Annotated in this window: 19 protein-coding genes and 1 pseudogene; 3 read left to right on the top strand and 17 right to left on the bottom strand. The window is 64.2% G+C overall.

The window, feature by feature from the left end:
- Positions 1–8 precede the first annotated feature (8 nt).
- A complete protein-coding gene (locus LW136_RS16185) occupies positions 9–914 on the bottom strand; it encodes a LysR family transcriptional regulator (RefSeq protein WP_041014678.1) in 906 nt (301 codons plus the stop codon).
- Positions 915–1,062: 148 nt separating this feature from the next.
- Between LW136_RS16185 and LW136_RS16180 the strand changes: the two genes are divergently transcribed.
- Both LW136_RS16180 and LW136_RS16175 read left to right on the top strand, forming a co-directional pair.
- Positions 1,063–2,109: an SDR family oxidoreductase gene (locus LW136_RS16180; RefSeq protein WP_041014677.1), complete on the top strand. Its 1,047-nt coding sequence runs from the start codon at positions 1,063–1,065 to the stop codon at positions 2,107–2,109.
- A 63-nt stretch (positions 2,110–2,172) separates the two neighbouring features.
- On the top strand, positions 2,173–3,486 hold the full coding sequence (locus LW136_RS16175) for an NTP/NDP exchange transporter (RefSeq protein WP_041014676.1): 1,314 nt from the start codon (positions 2,173–2,175) through the stop codon (positions 3,484–3,486).
- A gap of 116 nt (positions 3,487–3,602) precedes the next feature.
- On the opposite strand, the gene LW136_RS16170 is transcribed toward LW136_RS16175, so the two are convergent.
- The 14 genes and pseudogenes from LW136_RS16170 to LW136_RS16105 all read right to left on the bottom strand — a co-directional run bounded on the left by LW136_RS16170 (position 3,603) and on the right by LW136_RS16105 (position 17,618).
- Positions 3,603–4,379 (bottom strand): ferredoxin--NADP reductase, encoded by a 777-nt coding sequence (locus LW136_RS16170; protein WP_041014675.1) that lies wholly within the window; start codon positions 4,377–4,379, stop codon positions 3,603–3,605.
- A gap of 30 nt (positions 4,380–4,409) precedes the next feature.
- Entirely contained in the window at positions 4,410–5,408 is a 999-nt protein-coding gene (locus LW136_RS16165; RefSeq protein WP_041014674.1) for a YeiH family protein, read from the bottom strand.
- Positions 5,405–5,758 (bottom strand): DUF971 domain-containing protein, encoded by a 354-nt coding sequence (locus tag LW136_RS16160; protein WP_052462872.1) that lies wholly within the window; start codon positions 5,756–5,758, stop codon positions 5,405–5,407. Before LW136_RS16160 ends, LW136_RS16165 begins: the two co-directional genes overlap by 4 nt.
- Before the next feature lie 23 nt (positions 5,759–5,781).
- Complete coding sequence (locus tag LW136_RS16155) at positions 5,782–5,979, bottom strand: hypothetical protein (protein WP_037041999.1); 198 nt, start codon at positions 5,977–5,979, stop codon at positions 5,782–5,784.
- A gap of 3 nt (positions 5,980–5,982) precedes the next feature.
- Positions 5,983–6,306, bottom strand: a complete 324-nt coding sequence (fdxA, locus tag LW136_RS16150; protein ID WP_041014673.1) for a ferredoxin FdxA — start codon at positions 6,304–6,306, stop codon at positions 5,983–5,985.
- Positions 6,307–6,487: 181 nt separating this feature from the next.
- Positions 6,488–7,447, bottom strand: a complete 960-nt coding sequence (locus LW136_RS16145; protein ID WP_041014672.1) for a HEAT repeat domain-containing protein — start codon at positions 7,445–7,447, stop codon at positions 6,488–6,490.
- A gap of 10 nt (positions 7,448–7,457) precedes the next feature.
- On the bottom strand, positions 7,458–7,691 hold the full coding sequence (locus LW136_RS16140) for a 4Fe-4S dicluster domain-containing protein (protein ID WP_041014671.1): 234 nt from the start codon (positions 7,689–7,691) through the stop codon (positions 7,458–7,460).
- Positions 7,692–7,794: 103 nt separating this feature from the next.
- Positions 7,795–9,531, bottom strand: coding sequence for a fumarate reductase/succinate dehydrogenase flavoprotein subunit (locus tag LW136_RS16135; RefSeq protein WP_041014670.1), 1,737 nt, complete (start codon positions 9,529–9,531; stop codon positions 7,795–7,797).
- An 11-nt stretch (positions 9,532–9,542) separates the two neighbouring features.
- Positions 9,543–10,286, bottom strand: coding sequence for a GntR family transcriptional regulator (locus tag LW136_RS16130; protein ID WP_003301428.1), 744 nt, complete (start codon positions 10,284–10,286; stop codon positions 9,543–9,545).
- Between the two features lie 71 nt (positions 10,287–10,357).
- Positions 10,358–11,230, bottom strand: a complete 873-nt coding sequence (locus LW136_RS16125; RefSeq protein WP_052462871.1) for an ABC transporter ATP-binding protein — start codon at positions 11,228–11,230, stop codon at positions 10,358–10,360.
- Complete coding sequence (locus tag LW136_RS16120) at positions 11,227–12,132, bottom strand: ABC transporter permease (protein WP_041014669.1); 906 nt, start codon at positions 12,130–12,132, stop codon at positions 11,227–11,229. Before LW136_RS16120 ends, LW136_RS16125 begins: the two co-directional genes overlap by 4 nt.
- Positions 12,133–12,183: 51 nt before the next feature.
- Complete coding sequence (locus LW136_RS16115; protein WP_234173187.1) at positions 12,184–13,554, bottom strand: ABC transporter substrate-binding protein; 1,371 nt, start codon at positions 13,552–13,554, stop codon at positions 12,184–12,186.
- A 499-nt stretch (positions 13,555–14,053) separates the two neighbouring features.
- Positions 14,054–15,321 (bottom strand): annotated as a pseudogene (locus LW136_RS16110) (carbohydrate porin).
- 164 nt (positions 15,322–15,485) lie between these two features.
- Positions 15,486–17,618, bottom strand: coding sequence for a PQQ-dependent dehydrogenase, methanol/ethanol family (locus LW136_RS16105; RefSeq protein ID WP_041014667.1), 2,133 nt, complete (start codon positions 17,616–17,618; stop codon positions 15,486–15,488).
- 235 nt (positions 17,619–17,853) lie between these two features.
- On the opposite strand from LW136_RS16105, the gene LW136_RS16100 reads away from it, so the two are divergent.
- Positions 17,854–18,882 carry an IS30 family transposase gene (locus LW136_RS16100; RefSeq protein ID WP_038661402.1) on the top strand — a complete coding sequence of 343 codons (1,029 nt, stop codon included), beginning with the start codon at positions 17,854–17,856 and terminating at the stop codon, positions 18,880–18,882.
- Between the two features lie 233 nt (positions 18,883–19,115).
- Here LW136_RS16100 and LW136_RS16095 read toward each other — a convergent pair whose 3' ends face one another.
- Both LW136_RS16095 and LW136_RS16090 read right to left on the bottom strand, forming a co-directional pair.
- Complete coding sequence (locus tag LW136_RS16095) at positions 19,116–19,883, bottom strand: lipoate--protein ligase family protein (RefSeq protein WP_015276288.1); 768 nt, start codon at positions 19,881–19,883, stop codon at positions 19,116–19,118.
- Positions 19,880–20,581, bottom strand: a complete 702-nt coding sequence (locus LW136_RS16090; RefSeq protein WP_041014666.1) for a 2-oxo acid dehydrogenase subunit E2 — start codon at positions 20,579–20,581, stop codon at positions 19,880–19,882. Before LW136_RS16090 ends, LW136_RS16095 begins: the two co-directional genes overlap by 4 nt.
- Positions 20,582–20,583: the final 2 nt, after the last annotated feature.

Raw genomic sequence — 20,583 nt, 5'->3', positions numbered from 1 at the left:
GCGTCGAGTCAGGCCCGCTCTTGCCCCTCGGCCTTGAGAAAATCGACGAAGGCCCTGAGCGGCGAGGGCATGTGGCGGCGGCCGTGGTAGTAGAGGTAGGGGCCGTCGAAAGACTGCCACCAGTCTTCGAGGATGGGCGTCAGGCGCCCATCGGCCAGCGGCTCGCGGATGAAGTCTTCGAAGGTATAAATGACGCCCAGGCCGTTGATCGCCGCACTGGTTTTCAGGTCATGGGAGGAGGTCACGAGCTGGCCTTGTGGCGGTACGCGCAAGGTTCGGCCGTCCTTCTCGAATTCGAAAATACCCACCTTGCCGCTCTCGAAACGATGGCCGAGCAGCTGATGCTCGGTCAGCTCGGATGGGTGCCGCGGCGTGCCGTGGGCGGCGAGGTAGGCAGGCGCGGCGGCTGCGACGAAGCGTTGCCGGCGCGGGCCGACGGGAATGGCGATCATGTCCTTGGCCAGGCTTTCCTCGTAGCGCACCCCTGCGTCGTAGCCCGCCGCGATGACGTCGATGAAGGTGTTCTCCATCACGACTTCGACGTTCACCGCCGGGTAGAGCTTGAGGAAGCGGCTCAACAGGTCCGGCAACAGGAAGCGAGCCACCGGCACCGGTACGTTGAGCTTGAGGGTGCCGACCGGCCTGTGGGAGTCATCGTCCAGATCATTGAACGCGGCGCTAATTTCTTCGAGCGCCGGTCGCAGGCGTTCCAGCAGGCGTTCGCCTGCACTGGTCGGGGTGATGCTGCGGGTGGTGCGGTTGAGCAGGCGCAGGCCCAGATCGCTTTCCAGGCGGCGTATGCAATCGCTCAGCGAAGATGCCGACATACCGCGTTTCTGAGCCGCGGCACGAAACCCTCCGGCTTCGACCACGGTGGCAAACAGCGCGACATCACTCAGGTTGGGTTGACGCATGGAGCCTCCTTGAATTCGTCGACTGTACGATTGGGCGAACAGCCCGTCCATGTTTGCCTGGATTATCAGCATCTGATCGTACGCTGATACTTCGTCCGTCGGCCGCCTCTGCCTGAGGTAGGCCATTCACGATGAAGAGGAAACGATCATGGCGCAGAGAAACGCAACCGAGCCGGGCGGCCATGCCCGGCCATTGATGAAGCTGGCCAGAACGCTAATAGCAGGGGTGGCGCTGGCTGGGACACTGGCCGTCGAAGCCGCCAACCGGCCATCGCCAAAACCCGATTGGAGCCTGGCCGACATGCCGGCTCAGACCGGCCGCATCGTGCTGGTCACCGGCGGCACCAGCGGTATGGGTTACGAGGATGCACTGGCGCTGTCGCGCGCTGGCGCGGAGGTCATCATTGCCGCGCGCAACGCCGAGCGCGGGCAGGAGACGATCGAGCGGATACGTGAGCAGGTTCCGGATGCCCGCGTGCAGTTCGAGGCTGTTGATCTGGCCAACCTGGCCTCGGTGCGCAGCCTCGCCGAGCGTCTTCAACAACGCCTGCCGCGTCTGGACGTGCTGATCAACAATGCCGCGATCATGGCGCCGCCTGAGCGGGGCACCTCGGCTGATGGCCACGAGCTGCAGCTGGCGACCAACTACCTGGGCCCGTTCGCCCTGACCGCATTGCTGATGCCGCTGCTGCTGGAAAGCGACGATGCCCGGGTGGTCAGCCTGTCCAGCATTGCGGCGGGTCGAGGTCGCTTGAACTTCGCGGACCTGCAGGCCGAGCAGGACTACAACCCCTACGCCACCTACGCGCAATCCAAGCTGGCGGTGCTGATGTGGGCGATGGAGCTGCAGCGTTACAGCGATACTGCCGGCTGGGGCATTCGTAGCATTGCCGCGCACCCTGGAGTCGCGGTCACCGAACTGGTCGAGCGCGGCCCAGGGCTGGACAGTGAGTTCGCCGCCAACTGGGCCAAGGACCGCGACAAATACCACTCCGCCGCCCAGGGTGCACTGCCGACCTTGTATGCGGCGACCGCGCCGGAAGCGGTCGGCGGCGCCTATTACGGGCCGACCGGCGAGGAGGAGAAACGCGGCCCGCTGGGCTTTGCCAGGGTTCCCGAGGCTGCCGCGAAACAGGCCGATGCCGCCGAACTGTGGCAGCTGTCGGAACGCCTGACCGGCGTGCGCTATCCCTGAACCCTCGGGCGCGGCTTTGCGCTCGCGCCCTGTTACCTCTCTTCCTTTTTCAGGAGCGCGCCCATGAGCACGCCATCCGTTGTGCATCGCCTGAGCACCGCGATCAATGCCGAGGAACACGAGCTGCGCCCGGCGCTGAGTGGTTTCCTACTGTTTTTCTGCCTGTTCGCCGGTTACTTCATGCTGCGCCCGATCCGCGAGTCGATGGGGATTGCGGCGGGGGTGGAGAACCTGCAATGGCTGTTTACCGCGACCTTCGTCGTCATGCTGGTGGCCGTTCCGTTGTTCGCCTGGCTCAGCTCGCGCGTACCGCGGCTACATTTCGTCGACTGGGTGTACGGCTTCTTCTGCCTGAACCTGCTGCTGTTCTCCGTGCTGTTTATGCTGCAGGGCGAAAACCCCTGGCTGGCGCGGGTGTTCTACGTGTGGATCTCGGTCTACAACCTGTTTGTCGTGTCCGTGGCCTGGAGCCTGATGGCGGACGTATTCGACAGCGCCCAGGCCAAGCGGCTATTCGCCTTTATCGCTGCCGGGGCGAGCGTCGGCGGACTGGTCGGGCCAGCGCTCAGCGCATTGCTGATCGGCAGTCTGGGAGAGGCGGGGTTGATGCTGCTCGCCGCGCTGCTGCTGGGCGGCGCGCTGGCACTCAAGTTCTCGCTGATGCGCTGGCGTGAAGTCGGCGGAGCAGGGCGGCCTGGCGCGACCCCGGCGGAGAGCACGCGCAAGCCGGTGCCGGGCAACCCGTTCAGCGGGATGATGCGGGTGCTGCAGTCGCCTTATCTGCTCGGCATCGCCGGCTTCGTGGTGCTGCTGGCCACCGTGACGACCTTTCTCTATTTCGAGCAGGCGCGTCTGGTGGCCGAACTGTTCCCCGACCGGGCGGCGCAGATTCGGGTGTTCGGCGCTATTGATGTGGTCGTCCAGGCCGGAGCACTGCTGTCTCAGCTGTTCATCACCGGACGGCTGGCGCAGAAGCTGGGCGTGCGCGTGTTGCTGGCGATCGTGCCGCTGCTTGTCTGCGTCGGCTTTGTCGGTCTGGCGCTGATGCCCAGCTTCGCCTTGCTTGCGGCGCTGATGATCGTGCGTCGAATCGGCGAATACGCTTTCGTCCGGCCCGGGCGGGAGATGCTCTTCGCGCCCCTGGATGCGGAAAGCAAATACAAGGCGAAGAACGTCATCGACACGGTCGTCTACCGCGCCGGTGATGCCGTCAGCGGTTGGGGGAAGACTGCACTGGACATGTTCGGTCAGGGTGCCGGCCTGGTCGCCGTGGCCGGCGCAATCTGCGCGCTGCTATGGGGCTATCTCGGCTGGCAGCTCGGCAAGCAGGCGGACAGGCGAACGGAGGTGGCTGGAGTGGTAGAAGCCACCTGTTGAGACGGCGGCGTGCGAAAGCGCATCGCGAACTAGGGACTGGCGTCATGTCCAGACAGGCGAGCCGGCTAGTGAGTACTTCGATGCGGCGCTAGCCGGCTCGCCTGTTCCAGATATGCTTACTTTTCAACGAAAGCGCGTTCGATGACGTAGTCGCCCGGCACGCCTTGGCTGGGTGAGGCCTGGAACCCCAAGGCGTCGAGCTGGCCGGTGAGGGTGTCGAGCATCGCCGGGCTGCCACAGAGCATCACGCGGTCGGTCTCGGGGTTTAGCGGCGGCAGGCCGAGATCGTCGGTGAGCTTGCCTGTCTCGATCAGCGTATTGATGCGGCCTGTGTTGCGGAACGCCTCGCGCGTCACTGTCGGGTAATAGAGCAGCTTGGCCCGCACCTCTTCACCAAGGAATTCGTGTGCCGGCAGTTCCTCGGTGAGGTAGTCGTGGTAGGCCAGCTCGCTGACCTCGCGCACCCCGTGCACCAGCACGATCTTGTCGAAACGCTCGTAGGCTTCGGGATCACGCACGATGCTCATGAAGGGCGCCAGCCCCGTGCCGGTGCCGAGCAGGTAGAGGTGCTTGCCGGGCCTCAGGTCATGCATCACCAAGGTGCCGACCGGCTTACGGCTGACGATGAGCGAGTCGCCGACCTTCAGGTGTTGCAGGCGCGAGGTCAGCGGCCCGTCTGGCACCTTGATGCTGAGGAATTCCAGGTGCTCGTCGTGATTGGCGCTGACGATGCTGTAGGCGCGCATCAGCGGCTTGCTGTCGACTTCCAGGCCGATCATCACGAAGTGGCCATTCTCGAACCGCAGCGCCGGGTCGCGGGTGGTGCGAAAGCTGAACAGGGTGTCGTTCCAGTGATGCACGGATAGAACGTTTTCGGTGCCGAGTGTAGACATGGGGCCTTCCTCTCTCGTGGTTTGAGTCGATCAGAACAGGGTCAGCAGCAGGCTCGTCGCCAGCAGCAGCGCGGCGCTGAGCAGGGCCAGGTGGGCGAAGGGCTGCCAGCCCTGGGCAAACAGGTCGCCGACACGGGTGCGCATGCCGAGCGCGGCCATGGTCAGCAGCAGGCAGGCGTGCGAGCCAGCGACCAGCGCCTCGCGCAGCCAGGCCGGCAGCCAGCCGAGGCTGTTCAGCGTGAACAGGCCGAGAAAGCCGAGCAGAAACAGCGGAAAGTCCGGGCTGCCCGGTCCCTGCCGGCGCAGCAGCAGGCCGATCACCAGCACCAGCGGCGCGAGCAGGGCGACGCGCAGCAGCTTGGTCAGGGCCGCGACGTCGCCGGCGGTATCCGAGACGAGGTACCCGGCGCCGGCCGCCTGGGCGACGTCATGGATGCTGGCGCCGAGCAGCAGGCCGCTGTCGAGCGCATCCAGCCCGAGCAGGCCGGTCAGCGGCGGGTAGAGCAGCATCGACAGCGTGCCGAGGGCCGTCACACCGACCACCACGGCGAGCAGCCGGCGCTCTTCCAGGCGCCCGGCAGGGATCACCGCCGCCACGGCAATTGCCGCCGATACGCCGCAGATCGCCACTGCCGCGCCCGCCACCAGGCTGTGCAGAGTCGGCAGTCGCAGCAGCCGGCCGAGCAGCAGCGCCAGGCCGAGCACCAGTGGCACCGTCACGAGCACCAGCAACAAGGGCCGCGCACCAACCGCTTCCAGCTGTGCAACGCCAATGCGCGCGCCGAGCAGCGCCACGCCGATGCGCAGCAGTTGCCGGCTGCACAACGCGACGCCCGGCTGCATGCGTGCCTCGCTGCCCTGGCTGGCGAAACCCAGACCGAGCAGCAACACCATCAGCAGCGCGGGCGCGCCGTAGTGATCGGCGAGAAAGCTGCCGGCCAGCGCCAGCACCGCACACAGGGCCAGGCCCGGGTAGTGCTTGCGGCACAGCGCGACGGGCGGGGCGAGGGCCTCGAGCCGGGCATTCATGCCGGATCGCCAAGATCACGTAGATAGGCCCAGGGGTACAGGCCGCGGAAATGACCGTCGCTGAAATACAGCTGCAGACCGCTGATGCCGGACAGTTCCAGGCGGTTCACTCCGACCTCGGCGTCGATCAGCGTCAGCGCGCCGGTCTGCTGAAGGCGTTGGCAATTGGAGCAGGCGCAGGCCCGCCGCAGCGTCAGGCAGCTGATGCGGCTCTGCGCGCCATCCGGCCAGGTCAGTTCCAGCACGCGCTGCACCTTGCGCAGGCGGATCTCGAGCGGTGGGTCGATCAGCCGCTGGGGCTGTGCGATATGGGGGTTGGTGTCGTGATTCGATGCGGTGAAGGCGTTCATGAATCTCTCCGGGCCTGCGGCCTCTAGCGAATGAACGGCATGACGAGGCCGCGCGGCATGGGCGCCGGGCCGCCGCTGACGAGCAGCGTGGGCGCTTCGGGGCTGCGCACGAAGCGTTCCGGCGTGTCCACCGGGCGGGCGCTGCCGAGCGTGGCGGCACAGACTGTCACCAGTGCCAGCACCCCGTGGCGCAACCCACTCGTCATGACAAGTCGGGGCATGCGTCAGCGCTCCAGAAAGGCTAGCTTGCCGCCCTGGTCGACCCAGGTTTCGGCCTCGGCCAGCGGCGAGGCGCTCTGGGTGATCACCGGCCAGACTTCGGCCAGCTCGGCGTTGAGTTCGAGAAAGTGCTGTTGACCTTCGGGCAGGGCGTTGTCGGCGAAGATCGCATCGGCCGGGCATTCCGGCGCGCAGAGGCTGCAGTCGATGCAGGTCTCGGGGTTGATGACGAGGAAGTTGGGGCCTTCGTGAAAACAGTCGGCCGGGCAGACTTCCACGCAGTCGGTGTATTTGCAGCGGATGCAGTTCTCTGTGACGACATAGGTCATTTCGTTCTCCTCGAAACTACTGCGCTTGCGGATGCCGCGTTGAAGGTGGCGCGCGGGATGCTCATTGACGGCCTGTAAACTCCGCTCCCGCGCGCCACCTTCGCCTTGGCTGGGCGTACCCGCCCCGTTGCGCGCGTGACGTTTCGGCTTCAAGTGCTGTGCAGCAAGAAGCGCGTAAAAATCAGGCCGCGGCGTCGAGTTTCGACATGGCCCAGCGGGCGAGCTTGCGGACGTCCGGATCGGGGTCGTCCATGGCCAGTTCGACGAAGGGGCGGCCATCGTTGTGAGCGATGGCGCCCAGCGCGCCGATGGCCGCCTTGCGCAGGTTGCTCATCGGATCGCGGGCGCAGACGCCGAGCGCCGGGATCGCGCCCACCGCACCGAGCTTGCCGAGCGCATCGACGGCCTTTTCCCGGACCTGCCAGAAACTGTCGTGCGTGGCCTCGACCAGGGGCTGCAGTGCGGCCTGGTAGTCGAGCTTGCCGATGCTCACCGCGGCCTCGACGCGCACCTGCCAGTGTTCGTCGCGCAGGATGCCGATCAGCGCCGGGCCGACCTGCTCGGGCGCGGCATAGACCAGCGCGCCAGTGGCGGCGCGGCGGACGTCGGCATCGTCGTCGTGCTGCGCCCGCTCGATCAGCGCCGGCAGATTCGCCGGCTGCTTGAGCCAGCCGATCACCGCCACCGCTTCGCGGCGCACGCCCGGGTCGGGATGTTGCATCCGCGCCAGGGCCGGCGCCTGCGCCTGTGGATGGCGCAGCGGCTTGAGCGCTCGGAGGATGCCGGCGACGACGAAGGGATCGTCGCTGCCGGCCAAGGCTTCGAGCAGCGGCAGCGCGGCGGCGGGGTCCTTGAGGTCCGCCAGCGCGTGGGCGGCGGCGTTGCGCACCACCTCGTCGCTGTCCTGCAGTGCGGCGATCAGAGCGTCGGCGATGTCGGCGGCGTCGAACTCGTCGACCACCTTGGCCGCCTCCTGGCGCACCGACGGGTCCGGGTCGTTCAGCGCCAGGATCAGCAGTTCGGCGGCTTCCGGTTCGCCGCTGTCGACCAGCTCGAGCACGGCCACGCGGCGGATGCCGGGGTCGCTCGAGGTCAGGTTGGTGGCGATGTCCTGCAGCAGTGGGTCGTCGTAGGTTTTCATCGGTCGGCCCTCAGCTCAGCAGATAGGGAATGTTCACTTTCACCGCATCGGTCGGGCAGTCCGCCTCGCAGGGCATGCAGTACCAGCATTCGTCGTACTTCATGTGCGCCTTGCCGGTGTCCGGGTTGATCCACAGGACGTCCAGCGGGCAGACGTCGATGCAGACACGGCAACCCTTTTCGGCGATGCATTTTTCTTCGTCCACGATGACCGGAACGGCGGAACGGTGGGTGGCGACGGGCATGGTTGATCTCCTCGGGTTCGGTCAGCAGCCCACGATGGCTGCTGTTGTCGGGGCGTATTCATCGCCCCGGTCGGGTTCGATGGCGAATGGGGTCGCCCACTGGTCAGGCATTGGCGGCCTTCTTCATACGCAGGCGGTTGTAGGCATCCTTCTCCTCGCCGAGTGGCACGATGTAGTCGGCGATGGGCCGCTTACCATGGGCCATCTGGCCGTTGGCGTCCTTGAACAGGCGGGTATGGCAGAACCACTCGGCGCTGTTCTGCTCGGGGTGGTCGACGCGGTAGTGGTACAGCCCCCAGCGCGACTCGGTGCGGTACAGCGAGGCGCGGGCGGCCATCTCGGCACAGTCGATAATCGACTGCACTTCCAGTGCACGGAGCAGTTCGTGCGGGTCTGCAGCGGCCAGCCGCGGGACGTCCTCGCGCACGGCGAGGATGCGTTCCAGGCCGATCTCCATCTTCTTGGTCACCTTCGGCGGCTGCAGATAGTCGTTCACCAGGCGGCGGACCTTGTATTCCATCTGTTCCGGCGGGATGCCGTCGGTGACTTTCAGCGGTGCCTGAATGCGTGCGAGTTCGGCAGCGATGAAGGCTTCGTCCAGCTGGGGTTCGGCGCGGTCCTTGACGAAGGCCGCTGCGCTCTCGCCGCAGATCTGCCCGTAGACGAAGGCGCCGAGCATGTAGTTGTGCGGCACCGAAGCCATGTCGCCAGCGCAGAACAGCCCGGGCACGGTGGTCGCGCCGGTCTCGTCGGTCCACACGCCCGAAGCCGAGTGGCCCGAGCAGAAGCCGATCTCGGAGATGTGCATTTCCACCATGCGCTGGCGATAGTCGATGTGCCGGCCTTCGTGAAAGCGCCCGCGTGAGGGCCGCTCGTTGGTGTGCAGGACGGTCTCGATCTCTTGAATCGTTTCCTCGGCCAGGTGGTCGAGCTTGAGGAACACCGGGCCGGTGCCGGATTCGAGCTCCTTGAAGAACTCCAGCATCATCTGCCCGGACCAGTAGTCGCACTCGATGAAGCGCTCGCCGTAGGCGTTGGCCGTGAAGCCGCCGAGCGGGCCGGTGACATAGGCACAGGCCGGGCCGTTGTAGTCCTTGAGCAGCGGGTTGACCTGGAAGCACTCAAGGTTGGCCAGGTCCGCACCGGCGTGGTAGGCCATGGCGTGGCCATCGCCGCAGTTGGCCGGGTTCTCGTAGGTGCCGAAGAGATAACCCGAGTTCGGCAGGCCGATGCGCCCGGCGGCACCGGTGGCCATGATCACCGCCTTGGCACGGATGATGATCGGCTCGGCGGTGCGGGTGTTCACCCCGATCATGCCGGCAATGTTGCCGTCGGGGTCCTTCAGCAGGCGGGTGGCGATGAAGCGGTTCTCGATGTCCACGCGGACCCGGCGCAGGCGGCGGTAGAGAATCTTCTTGACGTTGTGGCCCTCCGGCATCGGCAGCACGTAGGTACCGAGGTGGTGAACCTTCTTCATGTCGTAGTCGCCGGTCTCGTCCTTCTGGAAATGCACGCCCCAGGCGTCGAGCTGCTCGATCATCGAGAACGAGCGGGTGGCGTAGGCCATCAGCGCCGGCTGGTGAACGATGCCGTCGTTGGCGATGGTGATTTCCTTGACGTACTGCTCGGGCGTGGCGTGGCCGGGCACGACCGCGTTGTTCAGGCCGTCCATGCCCATGGAGATCGCCCCGGAGCGCTTGACGTTGGCCTTCTCCAGCAGCAGCACCTTGAGCGTCGGGTCCTGCTCCTTGACGGTGACGGCGGCCATCGGGCCGGCGGTGCCACCGCCGATCACCAGCACGTCGGTTTCGATGACGGGAATGTCGTGAATCGTGGTCATGGTGGTCTCCTCTATTTCCGGTCGACCCGGAACTGGTACTTGAAGGCGTCGCCGCGGTAGCACAGGTATTCGAAATCGATCGGCCGACCGCTGCGGTCATGGGTCAGCCGCTCGACGCGCAGGATGGGTTCACCGGCCTTGAGGCCGAGGTAGGGCTGGTGCTCGTCGTCGGCCAGGGTGGCGTCGAGGCCGATGGCGGCATGGCCGAGGCCGATGCCGAAGCGGTTCTCCAGCAGCGGGAAGATGTCACCGGACAGGTCCAGGCCGAACAGCCGCTGGCCGATGTCCAGCGGGAAGTAGCTGTGCTCCAGGCACACCGGTGCGCGATTGAGAAAGCGCACGCGCTTGACCTCGACCACATCCGCGCCGGGCGCGAGGTTCAGCGCGGCAGCCGCCGGCTTGGGTGGCTTGCGCTCCTGAATCGACAGCAGCCGCGCGGTCGCTTCGTAGCCCTGGGCGGCCATGGCCTCACCGAAGCCCTGCAGGCGTTGCACGTTCTGCACCGCCTTGGGCTTGCTGACGTAGGTGCCCTTGCCCTGGGCGCTGAACACCAACCCTTCGTTGTGCAGGTCGCGCAGCGCCTGGCGGATGGTGATGCGGCTGACGCCGAAGGCGGTCATCAGCTCGTTTTCCGAGGGCAGCCGTTCATGCACGGCATAGTCGCCTTCGAGAATCTTGCGTCTGAGGGTGTCGCGGATCTGCACATACAGCGGCAGTGGCGACTGACCCGGGGCGAGCGGTTCTAGGCGGCTCATGGGCGTGGCTCCAGCCTGTCATGACAGGTCATGTCGAGCGTGGGCGCAGGCAAAGGACGGATATGCATGGCTCAGCCTCCGTTCTGCTGCTGAAAGGCGCGCAGGGTTTCCTGGCGGATCAGGTCCAGGCACTGGCGCTTGTAGTCGATGAAGGCCGGGTCGGTGAGCAGGCTCTGCTCGCGCGGTCGCGGCAGCTCGACGCGGATGTCGGCGATGATCCGTCCGGGACTGGCGCTCATCACCACGATGCGGTCGGAGAGGAACACCGCCTCGTCGATGTCGTGGGTGACGAACACCACGGTGTTCCTGAACTCCCGCCAGATCTCCAGCAGGTTCTCCTGCATCATGATCCGGGTCTGCGCGTCCAGTGCGCCGAACGGTTCGTCCATCAGCAGCACGCTGGGGTAGTTGGCCAGCGCGCGGGCGATGCCGACGCGCTGCTGCATGCCGCCCGACAGGGTGCCGGGGTAGGCATCCTCGAAGGCGGTGAGCCCCACCAGCGAAAGAAAGGTGCGCGCCACGCCGGTGGCCTCGTTACGCGAGGCACCGGCCATCAGCGGGCCGAAGGCGACGTTCTCGCGCACCGTCTTCCAGGGGAACAGCGAGTGCTGCTGGAACACCATGCCGCGGTCCGGGCCGGGCCCGGCGATGGGCTTGCCATCGACGGTCAGCTCGCCACGGGAGGGTTTGACGAAGCCGGCGATGGCGTTCATTAGGGTCGACTTGCCGCAACCCGAGGGGCCGAGCAGGCAGACGAACTCGCCGGGGCGAATCTCCAGGCTGGCCTGTTGCACCGCGGCGCGCTTGCCGCCGGCGTGGTCGAATTCGATGGACAGCGCACGCACGCTGACATGACCACGCCCGTCGCCCTTGGCCGCGGCCTTGGCGCGCAGCCGGCTGTGATCGAGCACGGCGAGGCGGTTGTCGGAGACGATCGCATTCATGACCGGCCCCCCTGCTGCTGCCAGCGCAGCAGCGGCACGCAGGCCTTGCGCACGAGCAGCGTGCAGAGCGTGCCGAGCCCGCCGATCGTGAGCATGCCGATGATGATTTCCGGGTACTTGACCAGGGTGTAGCTGGTCCAGGTGAAGTAGCCGATGCCGTATTGGCCGCTGATGATTTCGCCGGCCAGCAGCGAGAACCAGGCCACCCCCATGCCGATCGCCAGGCCGGCGACGATGCTCGGCATCGCGCCGGGAATCACCACGTGCCAGAGGATCGCCCGGTCGCTGGCGCCCAGACTGCGGGCGGCACGCACCAGCACGTCCGGCGTCTGCTCCACGCCGTGAACGGTGTTCAGCACGATGGGGAAGAAGGCGCCGAGAAAGGTGATGAAGACGATGCTCGACTGCTCGGTCGGCAGCATCAGGATCGCCAACGGAATCCAGGCCACCGCCGGTATCGGCCGGAACAGCTCGATGTAGGGCAGCAGGATGTCCTCGGCCCAGCGCGAACGGCCGATCAGCACGCCGCAAAGGACGCCGAGCACCACAGCGTAGGCATAGGCCAGCGCGATGCGCTCCAGGCTGTGGACGATGTGCAGGTAGAACTCGCTGCTGCCAAGCTGCTGGATCAGCGTCTGGCCCACCAGCAGCGGTGCCGGCACGTTCTCGAAATTGATGAACAGGTTGAAGCCCGTGGCGGTCGCCAGGTGCCAGATCAGCACGGCTCCCAGCAGCGCCAGCACGCGCACCAGGTAACGCCCGGCCATCGGCGGCAGGCGACGCGTCGCGAAAGTGCTGGCAACCGCCGTTGGCTGGGGAGCCGGCGCAGCGGTCAGCAGCGGCCGGTCGGCTTCTGGCGTTGCTGGTTCGCTATCGAACAGGGGGGTCGGTTTGACGCTCATGCGGTCACTCCTCGGCTTGAGGCGGGCCCGTGGCACGGGCCGCGCAGGGGCTCAGTCCAGCATCGCCACGGGCGCATCGGTCAGCAGGGCGCTGTCACCGTGCTGGGCGATGTGCTGCTCCGAGTCGCTTTTCTTCATGAAGGCCAGCACCTCACCGTTGGCGTCCTGGACCAGGTAGGCCGCCTTGCCGAACAGCTTCAGGCCGGTGAGGTTGTCGTAGACGTAGGTGGCGTTGATGGCTTTGCCGGATGCCTCGGCATCGGCTTCGGCGGCGAGCATGGCGGCGGTGCTGTCGTAGGCGACGATGCCCTGGTCCTGGAACCAGATCTCCGCCGGTTTGCGTCCTGGTGCGCGGGCGATCGGGCTGACCACGCTGGCGACCGCGGCGGCGTAGTCCAGGCCCATGTCGGCGTAGGCCTTCTTCAGGTAGCTGTCGTCGATCCAGGCGGCGAAATCCAGATCGGGGATCTGCATTTCCTGCTGCAGCAGGGCGTGGTCGTATTTCATCGCCTCAACCCACTGCGGTTTGATGCTCGCCTCCATGGTCGAAATGCCGCCCTGGCTGAAGTAGAGGTAGAGCACCTCCTTCTCAACACCGGTCCAATCGGCGACCTTTTCCGCGGCGCGCCGTGGGTCCTCGCTGATCCATTGCTGCGCGGCCAGGGTGGCCTTGAGCACGCCCTCGACCACCTCGGGGTACTGCTTGGCAAAGTCATCGCGCACCACGATGCCGTGGAAGGTGGGGATGCCGGCCTCGCTGCCGTCGTAGATCTTCCTCGCGGTGCCGCGGAATTCCATGATCTCGGACCAGGGGCAGAAGTCGGCATGCGCGTCGATCTTGCCGGCGGCAATGTTCGCCGCGCCCACCGGTGGGCTCTGGTTGACCAGCGTCACCTTGTCGGACAGCCCTGCGTCGCGCAGCACCTTCAGCGTCATGCCCCAGGCCGCACTGCCGACCGGCGTGGACAGGCTCTTGCCGGCGAGGTCGGCAAGCGACTGCACGGGTGAGTCCTTGGGCACTACGATGCCGTTGCCGGTGCCCTTGAGGTTGTAGCCGGTCACGGCAATGAAGCGCGTTTGCTGCTTGCCGGTGGCCTGGAACTTGGCGCCATTGACGATCAGCGGGTAATCGCCCATGACACCGAAGTCGAGCTTGCCGGCGAGCATCTGATTGGTGATCGGCGGGCCGGAATCGTAGTCGCGAAACTCGATCCGGTAGTCGGCGTCCGCATACTTGCCGGTTCGCGGCAGGTGCTTGTTCATCAGGTCGAGTTTCTCCAGCACAATGCCGCCGGAGACGGTGTTGGTGACCATGCTTTGATGGCCGATTCCGATGCGTATGGTTTCCGCTGCCAGCGGGCCGCTGAACAGCAGTACCGATCCGAGTAACGAGGTCGCAAGCAGGCTATTCCGGTTGTCCATTTGTCTTCACCATTGGCGGTTGAGCAACTTGTACTAACAGGGCATGACGCCTGCTTTTGAAGGTGCACCGGCTGTGCCAGAACGCCGCGGATCGGGACTATGTTGCTGTTTTGAGAATGGATTTTGGCCTGCAACTGACCGCTCGATCAGGCGGCTGCCCAGCCCTTCGGCGCCCGTCGATGGTGCGCACCGGGTCACGCCGTCCCAACGCGGCGCAGTCGGTAATGCCGCGGTTAGAACAAGTGGAACAAGTCAGTGAAAGGAGGCGACCCGCCTGCCGGTTTCAAATTGCCTGCGGTTAATCCCTACGCCAGCTGGTCTTGCTGCAAAGGATCGGAACAATCGATCGGGTACGACCATATTCATGCGGCAGCACGCTGATTTGGCACACCCACGGGGGTACGCAAAGGTGAAGATTGAGGAGCTGTGGGGGGTAAGGCTTGAGCGAAGCGCAGGCGGCGACCGGCTTTGCGCCCGGTCGCCGCGCTTCATGCGCCGGTCAGAAGCTGACCACCGTCTTCAGCCCTACGACCACCACGTCCTCCGCCTCGTCGAAGCCGCCGGGGCGGTGGAAGTACTGGATGTTCGGCGTCAGCGAGATGGCCGGCGTCAGGGCGACGCGGTAGTAGAGTTCGGCGGGGTATTCCACGTCCGGCACCGGCTCGCCCTGTTCGCGCAGGTGCTTGCGGGCGTCGTCGTTGATTTCCAGGCGGCCGAGGCCCAAGCCGAGCTCGTCGTTCGGGCGCGAGGCGAAGGGGGCGGAGAGGATCCCGCCAACCTGCCAGATGCGCTCGATATAGGTCACGTCCGGGTCGGACTGGATGAAGTTGGCGAACAGCTTCAAGCGTCGTTCGGCCACCGCGCTGCTCTGCCAGAGCTGCTGTTCGGCCATCAGATAGCCGCCGGTGGCCTTGTCGTGTTCGGCGGCTGGCGCGCCGGAAAGCGCCATCGGCCGGCCGGCAGCATCACGGTAGATGTCCTCGAAGTCGCCGGTATTGCGCCAGAGGCCCAGACGGTAGGCGCGGGTTGGCCGGCGAAGGTCGGCGTCCAGCCCAGTTCGGCAACGGCGTGGTAGCCGGTGGTGCCGGACGGGCTGCCGAAATTCAGGCCCTGCTCGCGCTCGGTGAAACGCGGATTGACCTGATAAAGCGCAGTCTGCAGCGACCACTCTGCGTTCAGCTGGTAACGCGCGGTGGCGCCCCACTGGCTGATCGGCCAAGTGAACCAGTTCGGCGTGACATAGCCGGGCACCGTGCCGCAGAAGCCGAGGTTCTGGAACGGGCAGGCGAAGGGGTAGATCTCGCCGCTCATGGGCAAACGGCCCAGCTTGACCAGCAGGCGGTCGTCCAGCAGCGCCTGCTGGTAATAGAACTGCACCAGTCGGGTGACGCTGCCGTAGCCGTGAATTTCCTGGGGTTGCAGCAGTACGCCGAGGTCGGCCTCGGCGTTGAGGTTCTCGCCGTTGCGGTTGACCACCGTGAAGCGGAAACCGGCGCCGGACCAGCCCAGTAATTTCTCCAGATCCAGCGCGGCATCGAACATCAGCTGGTCGGAGTAGGTGCCGGTGTGGTCATCGCCGCCCTGGTTATTCCAGGCCAGCTCGTTGACGTAGGTGATCTGCAGATCGACGCCGGCCTCGTGCAGGCGGGTGCGGTTGCCGTTCCAGTCGCCGAAGAGGAACTGATCGGGTGAATACTCGGCCGCGTGGGCAGAAGTGAACAGGCAGGCGGCGAGAACGCCGCTGCCGAAGCGCAGGCTTGTTGTCATTGTTCTGATCCTTCGGATGTAACTGTGCGGGGTGCAGCGAATACCGTCGGCCGCAATGCGTGTGGGCATTCACGGTATTCGCGTGCGTTTCTGCTCAGTGGTAACGCCTGGCTATGTAGGCGTTATTGGTTCAAGTGTTTAGTTGGCGATTGGACCTGGCCGGCCTAATGTCCGCCGCCAGACTTCACACCATCGCGCGCTTGCCGACGAACGAAGTGACGAATGCTTTCCAGCTCTGCATCTGTCAAATCTGGAAATTTGGGCATGCCGTTGGCGAGTAACGCGCCACCACGCACAACACTCTCGAACGCCTTTTCACTGCCTTTGAGCAAGATTGGCGACTCCCGCAGATCGGGTGCTTTCATACCCGCAACAGCTCCGGCGCCATGACAGCCAACACAGAGGTTCTCCGCAAAGACACCCGCGCCTGCCTCGGCCTTTTTGGCGTCGACCTCGAACTTCTCATCGATAATTGGCTTGGCAAGTTGCGGTGCAGGCTGTTCAGGAACAACCGCTTTTCCATCTAGCGAAAAGGTCATGATGCGGCGTTCGTGCACACCATATTTCCAGCCGTGGCTTTCAAATCCCAGTTCACCGGAGCCGCCGAAGTTGGAGGCCAGTGCACCACCAGGACCCACGAGCAGGGAAACCATCTGCTTGCCATCCAGCTTGTAGGTAATCGGTGGCGCAGAGATACCGAGGCCTACGTCATAGGACCAAAGTTCATCACCAGTGCGGGCATCGTAGGCTTTGAGCATTCCATCAGGCTGGCCCTGGAAAACCAGGTTTCCGGCTGTGGTCAAGGTTCCGCCACCCCATGGGCTCTTCTGATTTACTTGCCACACACGCTTGTTCCTGACCGGGTCCCAGGCCTGTAGGGAACCGCGTGACTCGTGTGGGTCCTTGGTCAGTTCCCAACCGGTCAGCCCCAGGTAAAGTTTGTGGTTCGCCATCTTGTGGCCAGGCTTCGTGTTCTTGCCGTCGTCCTTGAAGGTGTTGCCCAGATGGTTGGTGGGGATAAAGGCAAGATTCAACTCGGGGTTATAGGACATTGCATGCCACGAGTGAGCGCCGAATGCCGACGGATAGATATTCTTCTCGCCATCGGGATACCTGGCATCGTCCGCAACAATATGGCGCTGCTCTTTCAGGTCGTACTTGGTTGACCAGTTGGCGTCGGTAAATTTCTCGGCAGACAGTACCTTGCCGTTCGAGCGGTCAATCGTATAGAAGAAGCCGTTCTTCGGCGCATGCAATACGGCATCAACATCCTTGCCATCGATTTTCAGATCGGCAAGCACGATGTCCATGTTCGAGTTGTAGTCCCAGGTGTCGCCTGGTGCAGTCTGGACGTGCCATTTGTATTCGCCCGTATCCGCATCTACAGCTACGACAGAACAGAGGAACAGGTTGTCGCCGCCGTCCGGGCTGCGCACCTTGATATTCCATGGCCCACCGTTGCCTGTCCCGAAGATGAGCTGGTTGTATTTCTCGTCGTACGTCCAGCCATGCCAAGCATTACCGCCGCCGCCGTTTTCCCACCACCGGCCAGTCCAGGTTTTGGCGGCCATTTCCTGAGCGGCGTCTTCGAATCCATCTGCGGGATTGCCAGGGACGATATAGAAGCGCCAAACCTGTTTGCCCGTTTCAGTGTCATAGGCGGTCACATAACCGCGCATCGGCCCAAGTTCCGTTCCGCCATTGCCTACAAATACCTTGCCATCGAAAGCCTTCGGATGACCTGTGATATTCAACGGCTGGTCGTGATCGAAGGTCCGGGTCTGCCAGACTTCCTTGCCGTCCTTTCTGTTGATTGCAATCAGGCGGCCATCCCATGTGGCGATGAATAACTTGTCTCCGTATGTTGAGAGGCCTCGGCTGTGCTTCCAGAAGACCTTCTTCATGTTGTTGTCGATGATCTCCTTGGAAACTTGAGGGTCATATTCCCAAAGCATCTTGCCCGTGCGTGCATCGAATGCACGTGTTCTGTTCATTTCACCAACGTAGTACATGACCCCATCGACGACCAAAGGTGTTCCGACGATATCGGAGCGATCCGGCAGCGGCGCGTACCATTCAGGCTTGAGCCCGCTGACATTGTTTACATTGATGTCTTTGAGCGGGCTGAATCGCTGTTCAGAGTGTGTCCGCCCGTAAGCCAGCCAATCGCTGGTGTTCGATTCGTCAGACAGTTCCTTGTCGGTAATGACTCTGTCTGATGCGTGCAGTGGCGTGATCGCAAGAAGCGAGGCTGCCATGATTATCTGTACCCTTAAACTCGACTGTTTGAATTTCATTTTTATTATTTCCTTGTATGGGGTTGTTTCTCGTTTCAGGAATTCCTTAAACGAGCGTCCGCTGCTTGAACTCTTCTGATATTTTTTTTATTGGCAAAGCGGCTTCCACTGCTGCGCGCTTTAATGGCGAGCAACATGGGTGTGCGTATATCACTGCTTTTGGATTGGTTATTTAAACTTGGCGGCGGCAAAAACTGAGTGCAACACCTGACCTTTCCGGTACGGTGCTGCCCCCATGTCTTATACCGAACTCAGCGTTGAAGAGCGCGCCACCATTCAAATCGGTCATGCCCAAGGTTTCAGCCTGCGTGGGATTGCCTGCTTGATCAACCGATCCCCTTCGACCATCAGCCGGGAGCTGCGCCGCAATCGAGATGCCTGTGGTGGCTACTCGGCCCGTGTAGCCCAACAGCAGATGCAAGCCCGCCGCCAGGTGTGTCGACCGATGCGAAAGCTGTTGCCGGGTAGCGAGCGCTTTGAGCTGGTGGTTCATATGCTGCGTGAGCGTTTGTCTCCCGAGCAGATTGCCGGCAAGCTGCGCAGCATGAACATTCCCAGCCTCAGAGAGGCCTACGTCTGTCGTGAGACGATCTATAACGCGATCTATGCCCTGCCGGTCGGTGAACTGCGCAAGGAGCTGATCATCTGCCTGCGCCAAAGCAAGACGACGCGCAGGCCGCGCTCTGGCGGTGTGGATCGGCGCGGTCAGATCCCTGAGATGGTCAGTATTCATGTACGTCCGCCGGAGATCGAAGACCGGCTGATGCCAGGGCATTGGGAAGGCGACCTGATCAAGGGCAAGGCCAACGCCTCGTCTGTAGGTACGCTGGTGGAGCGCACCAGTGGCTACCTGATGCTGGTGAAGATGAACGACGCGACGGCGACCTCGGCGATGGAAGGCTTCAGTGCAGCGCTCAATGGCATGCCGCTGGCGATGCGCAAGAGCATGACCTACGACCAGGGCCGAGAAATGGCGCGGCATGCTGAAATCACTCAGCAGACCGGGGTGGCCATTTACTTCTGCGACCCGCACAGCCCTTGGCAGCGCGGCAGCAACGAAAACATCAATGGCTTGATCCGCCAGTACCTGCCCAAAGGCACAGACCTGTCGGTACACAGCCAGGAAGAACTGGATGCCATCGCACTGCAACTGAACATGCGCCCACGTAAGCGCTTCGACTTCAAATGCCCAATTGAAGTTATGGGCAAAGTGATGCAGGAAGCCATGGCTATGCGGCATGATGCGCCTGCTTCAATTCAATAACCGTGTTGCACTCAGCTCCTGCAACCGCCCTTCTATAACTAGAAATCCGGTTTGGTTGCGTTTGGGTTGCCAGCGATAATGACGGTAGCGTCGCTGCGGTAACGCTCCGCAGAGAGTCGCAGTACATCGTCCTAACAGGGTGTTGCTGCGTTGGAGCGGGTAAGGGGTGGGATGGCTCATGGTGTTTCCTCCGATGCATGGCCGGCCCGGATGGCCTGCCGTGTTGTTTTTATTCAAAGCAAGGGGGAGTGCCGTCCGGCGGCGAGGCCTTCGGGCGGATAAGTGCTGGCGCGGGCGCCGAGTTCCAGGCCCTGCCAGGCGAGGACGCGCTGATAGCATTCGGGCAGGGATGTGGCGGTGGCCCAGGCATCGGCCAGTCGCTCGGCGAGCGCCAGATGGCTTTCGGCCTGGCAGCGCAGGTCGCTGGCGCAGGCGTGGTAGAAGCGGTTCACCACGTCGGCCATTGGCTCACGCCAGTCTTCGATCAGCAGCGCGGCATGCGCCAGCACCACCGGGCGACCGTCACGGCTGCGCCGCCAGCGCTGGGCGGTGCCAGCCAGCTTGCGGCCCTCCAGCGTGAGGTTGAAGCGGCCGTCGCAGAATGCACCCGGCACTGCGCCCACACCGGCCTTGAGGCCGTTCTCCGCCAGCCACAGCGCCAGGGGTTCGAGCAGCCGTTCATAGGCGATGTCGATGCGCTTGCCGACCTCGTCGCCGCTAGGCAGCGCACAGGCCAGGGCAATGTTGAGCACGGCAGAGGATTGCGGCACCGGCTCGCCGCCGGTGTCGCGCAGCAGGATCGGCCAGCCCTGCGCCGCGCAGCGTTGGCTGGCCAGGGCGAAACCGGGTCGTCGCTCGAAGCTGCCGGGCATCACCAGCGCCTGGCCGGTGGGGCGCCAGAGCAGCAGTTGGCAGTCGAACAACCCGTCGCAGACGCGCTGCAGCAAGGCCCGCTCGGCATTCAGGCCGGCGCCCACGCTGAACCGGGCGATGCCGTTCATGCCGCGTACTCCTCGATACGCCGGCAGAGATCATCGAGAAACTCTGCGGCGGGCGAGCCGTTGACAGCGCGATGGTCAAAGGTTAGCGACAGGCCCATCCACTCGACTTCCACCAGTTCGCCGCTCGGCCCGAGTTCCAGCCGCCGCTGAATGCCGCCGACCCCCAGAATGGCCACCTGCGGCGGATTGAGGATCGGCGTGAAGTGGTGCACCCGCGACAGCCCCAGGTTGGAGACGGTGAAGGTGGCGCCGGTCAGCTCCTTGACCGACAGCTTGCCGGCCAGGGCCTTGTCCACCAACGCCTTGCGCGCCAGGCACAGGCTTTCGCCGTCCAGCTGTTCGGCGTCGAACAGCGCCGGGGCGACCAATAGATCGCCCGGCAGCGGGATGGCGAGGCCCAGATGCACCGCCGCGTGCTGGTGGATCACCTCGTCTTCCAGCGTGGCATTGAGGCCGGGATGGGCCTGCAGCGTCTCGATCACCTTGAGCAGCAACAGGTCCTGCACGGACACCGCGCTGCCGGCCGCCTTCAGCTCGGCGCGGCGGGTTTTCAGCGCATCCAGCCGGCATTCGCTGTGGTGAGTGAGCTGCGCGGTGGTCTGCAGGCTTTCGTGCATCTTCGCCGCGATCATCTTGCGCATGCCCTTGAGCGGCACCCGTTCGGGCGCGCGCTCGGGCAGGATTTCCAGTCGAGTCATGG

This window comes from Stutzerimonas kunmingensis, from assembly GCF_021432085.1.
Classification (GTDB): Bacteria; Pseudomonadota; Gammaproteobacteria; order Pseudomonadales; family Pseudomonadaceae; genus Stutzerimonas.
Note: the sequence above shows the minus strand (reverse complement) of the source record. Positions and strands in the feature narration are given on the sequence as shown.

Coding starts and splice junctions, on each gene's coding strand:
- LW136_RS16185 (WP_041014678.1), bottom strand. CDS start 914: ATGCGTCAACCCAACCTGAGTGATGTCGCGCTGTTTGCCACCGTGGTC.
- LW136_RS16180 (WP_041014677.1), top strand. CDS start 1,063: ATGGCGCAGAGAAACGCAACCGAGCCGGGCGGCCATGCCCGGCCATTG.
- LW136_RS16175 (WP_041014676.1), top strand. CDS start 2,173: ATGAGCACGCCATCCGTTGTGCATCGCCTGAGCACCGCGATCAATGCC.
- LW136_RS16170 (WP_041014675.1), bottom strand. CDS start 4,379: ATGTCTACACTCGGCACCGAAAACGTTCTATCCGTGCATCACTGGAAC.
- LW136_RS16165 (WP_041014674.1), bottom strand. CDS start 5,408: ATGAATGCCCGGCTCGAGGCCCTCGCCCCGCCCGTCGCGCTGTGCCGC.
- LW136_RS16160 (WP_052462872.1), bottom strand. CDS start 5,758: ATGAACGCCTTCACCGCATCGAATCACGACACCAACCCCCATATCGCA.
- LW136_RS16155 (WP_037041999.1), bottom strand. CDS start 5,979: ATGCCCCGACTTGTCATGACGAGTGGGTTGCGCCACGGGGTGCTGGCA.
- fdxA (WP_041014673.1), bottom strand. CDS start 6,306: ATGACCTATGTCGTCACAGAGAACTGCATCCGCTGCAAATACACCGAC.
- LW136_RS16145 (WP_041014672.1), bottom strand. CDS start 7,447: ATGAAAACCTACGACGACCCACTGCTGCAGGACATCGCCACCAACCTG.
- LW136_RS16140 (WP_041014671.1), bottom strand. CDS start 7,691: ATGCCCGTCGCCACCCACCGTTCCGCCGTTCCGGTCATCGTGGACGAA.
- LW136_RS16135 (WP_041014670.1), bottom strand. CDS start 9,531: ATGACCACGATTCACGACATTCCCGTCATCGAAACCGACGTGCTGGTG.
- LW136_RS16130 (WP_003301428.1), bottom strand. CDS start 10,286: ATGAGCCGCCTAGAACCGCTCGCCCCGGGTCAGTCGCCACTGCCGCTG.
- LW136_RS16125 (WP_052462871.1), bottom strand. CDS start 11,230: ATGAATGCGATCGTCTCCGACAACCGCCTCGCCGTGCTCGATCACAGC.
- LW136_RS16120 (WP_041014669.1), bottom strand. CDS start 12,132: ATGAGCGTCAAACCGACCCCCCTGTTCGATAGCGAACCAGCAACGCCA.
- LW136_RS16115 (WP_234173187.1), bottom strand. CDS start 13,554: ATGGACAACCGGAATAGCCTGCTTGCGACCTCGTTACTCGGATCGGTA.
- LW136_RS16105 (WP_041014667.1), bottom strand. CDS start 17,618: ATGAAATTCAAACAGTCGAGTTTAAGGGTACAGATAATCATGGCAGCC.
- LW136_RS16100 (WP_038661402.1), top strand. CDS start 17,854: ATGTCTTATACCGAACTCAGCGTTGAAGAGCGCGCCACCATTCAAATC.
- LW136_RS16095 (WP_015276288.1), bottom strand. CDS start 19,883: ATGAACGGCATCGCCCGGTTCAGCGTGGGCGCCGGCCTGAATGCCGAG.
- LW136_RS16090 (WP_041014666.1), bottom strand. CDS start 20,581: ATGACTCGACTGGAAATCCTGCCCGAGCGCGCGCCCGAACGGGTGCCG.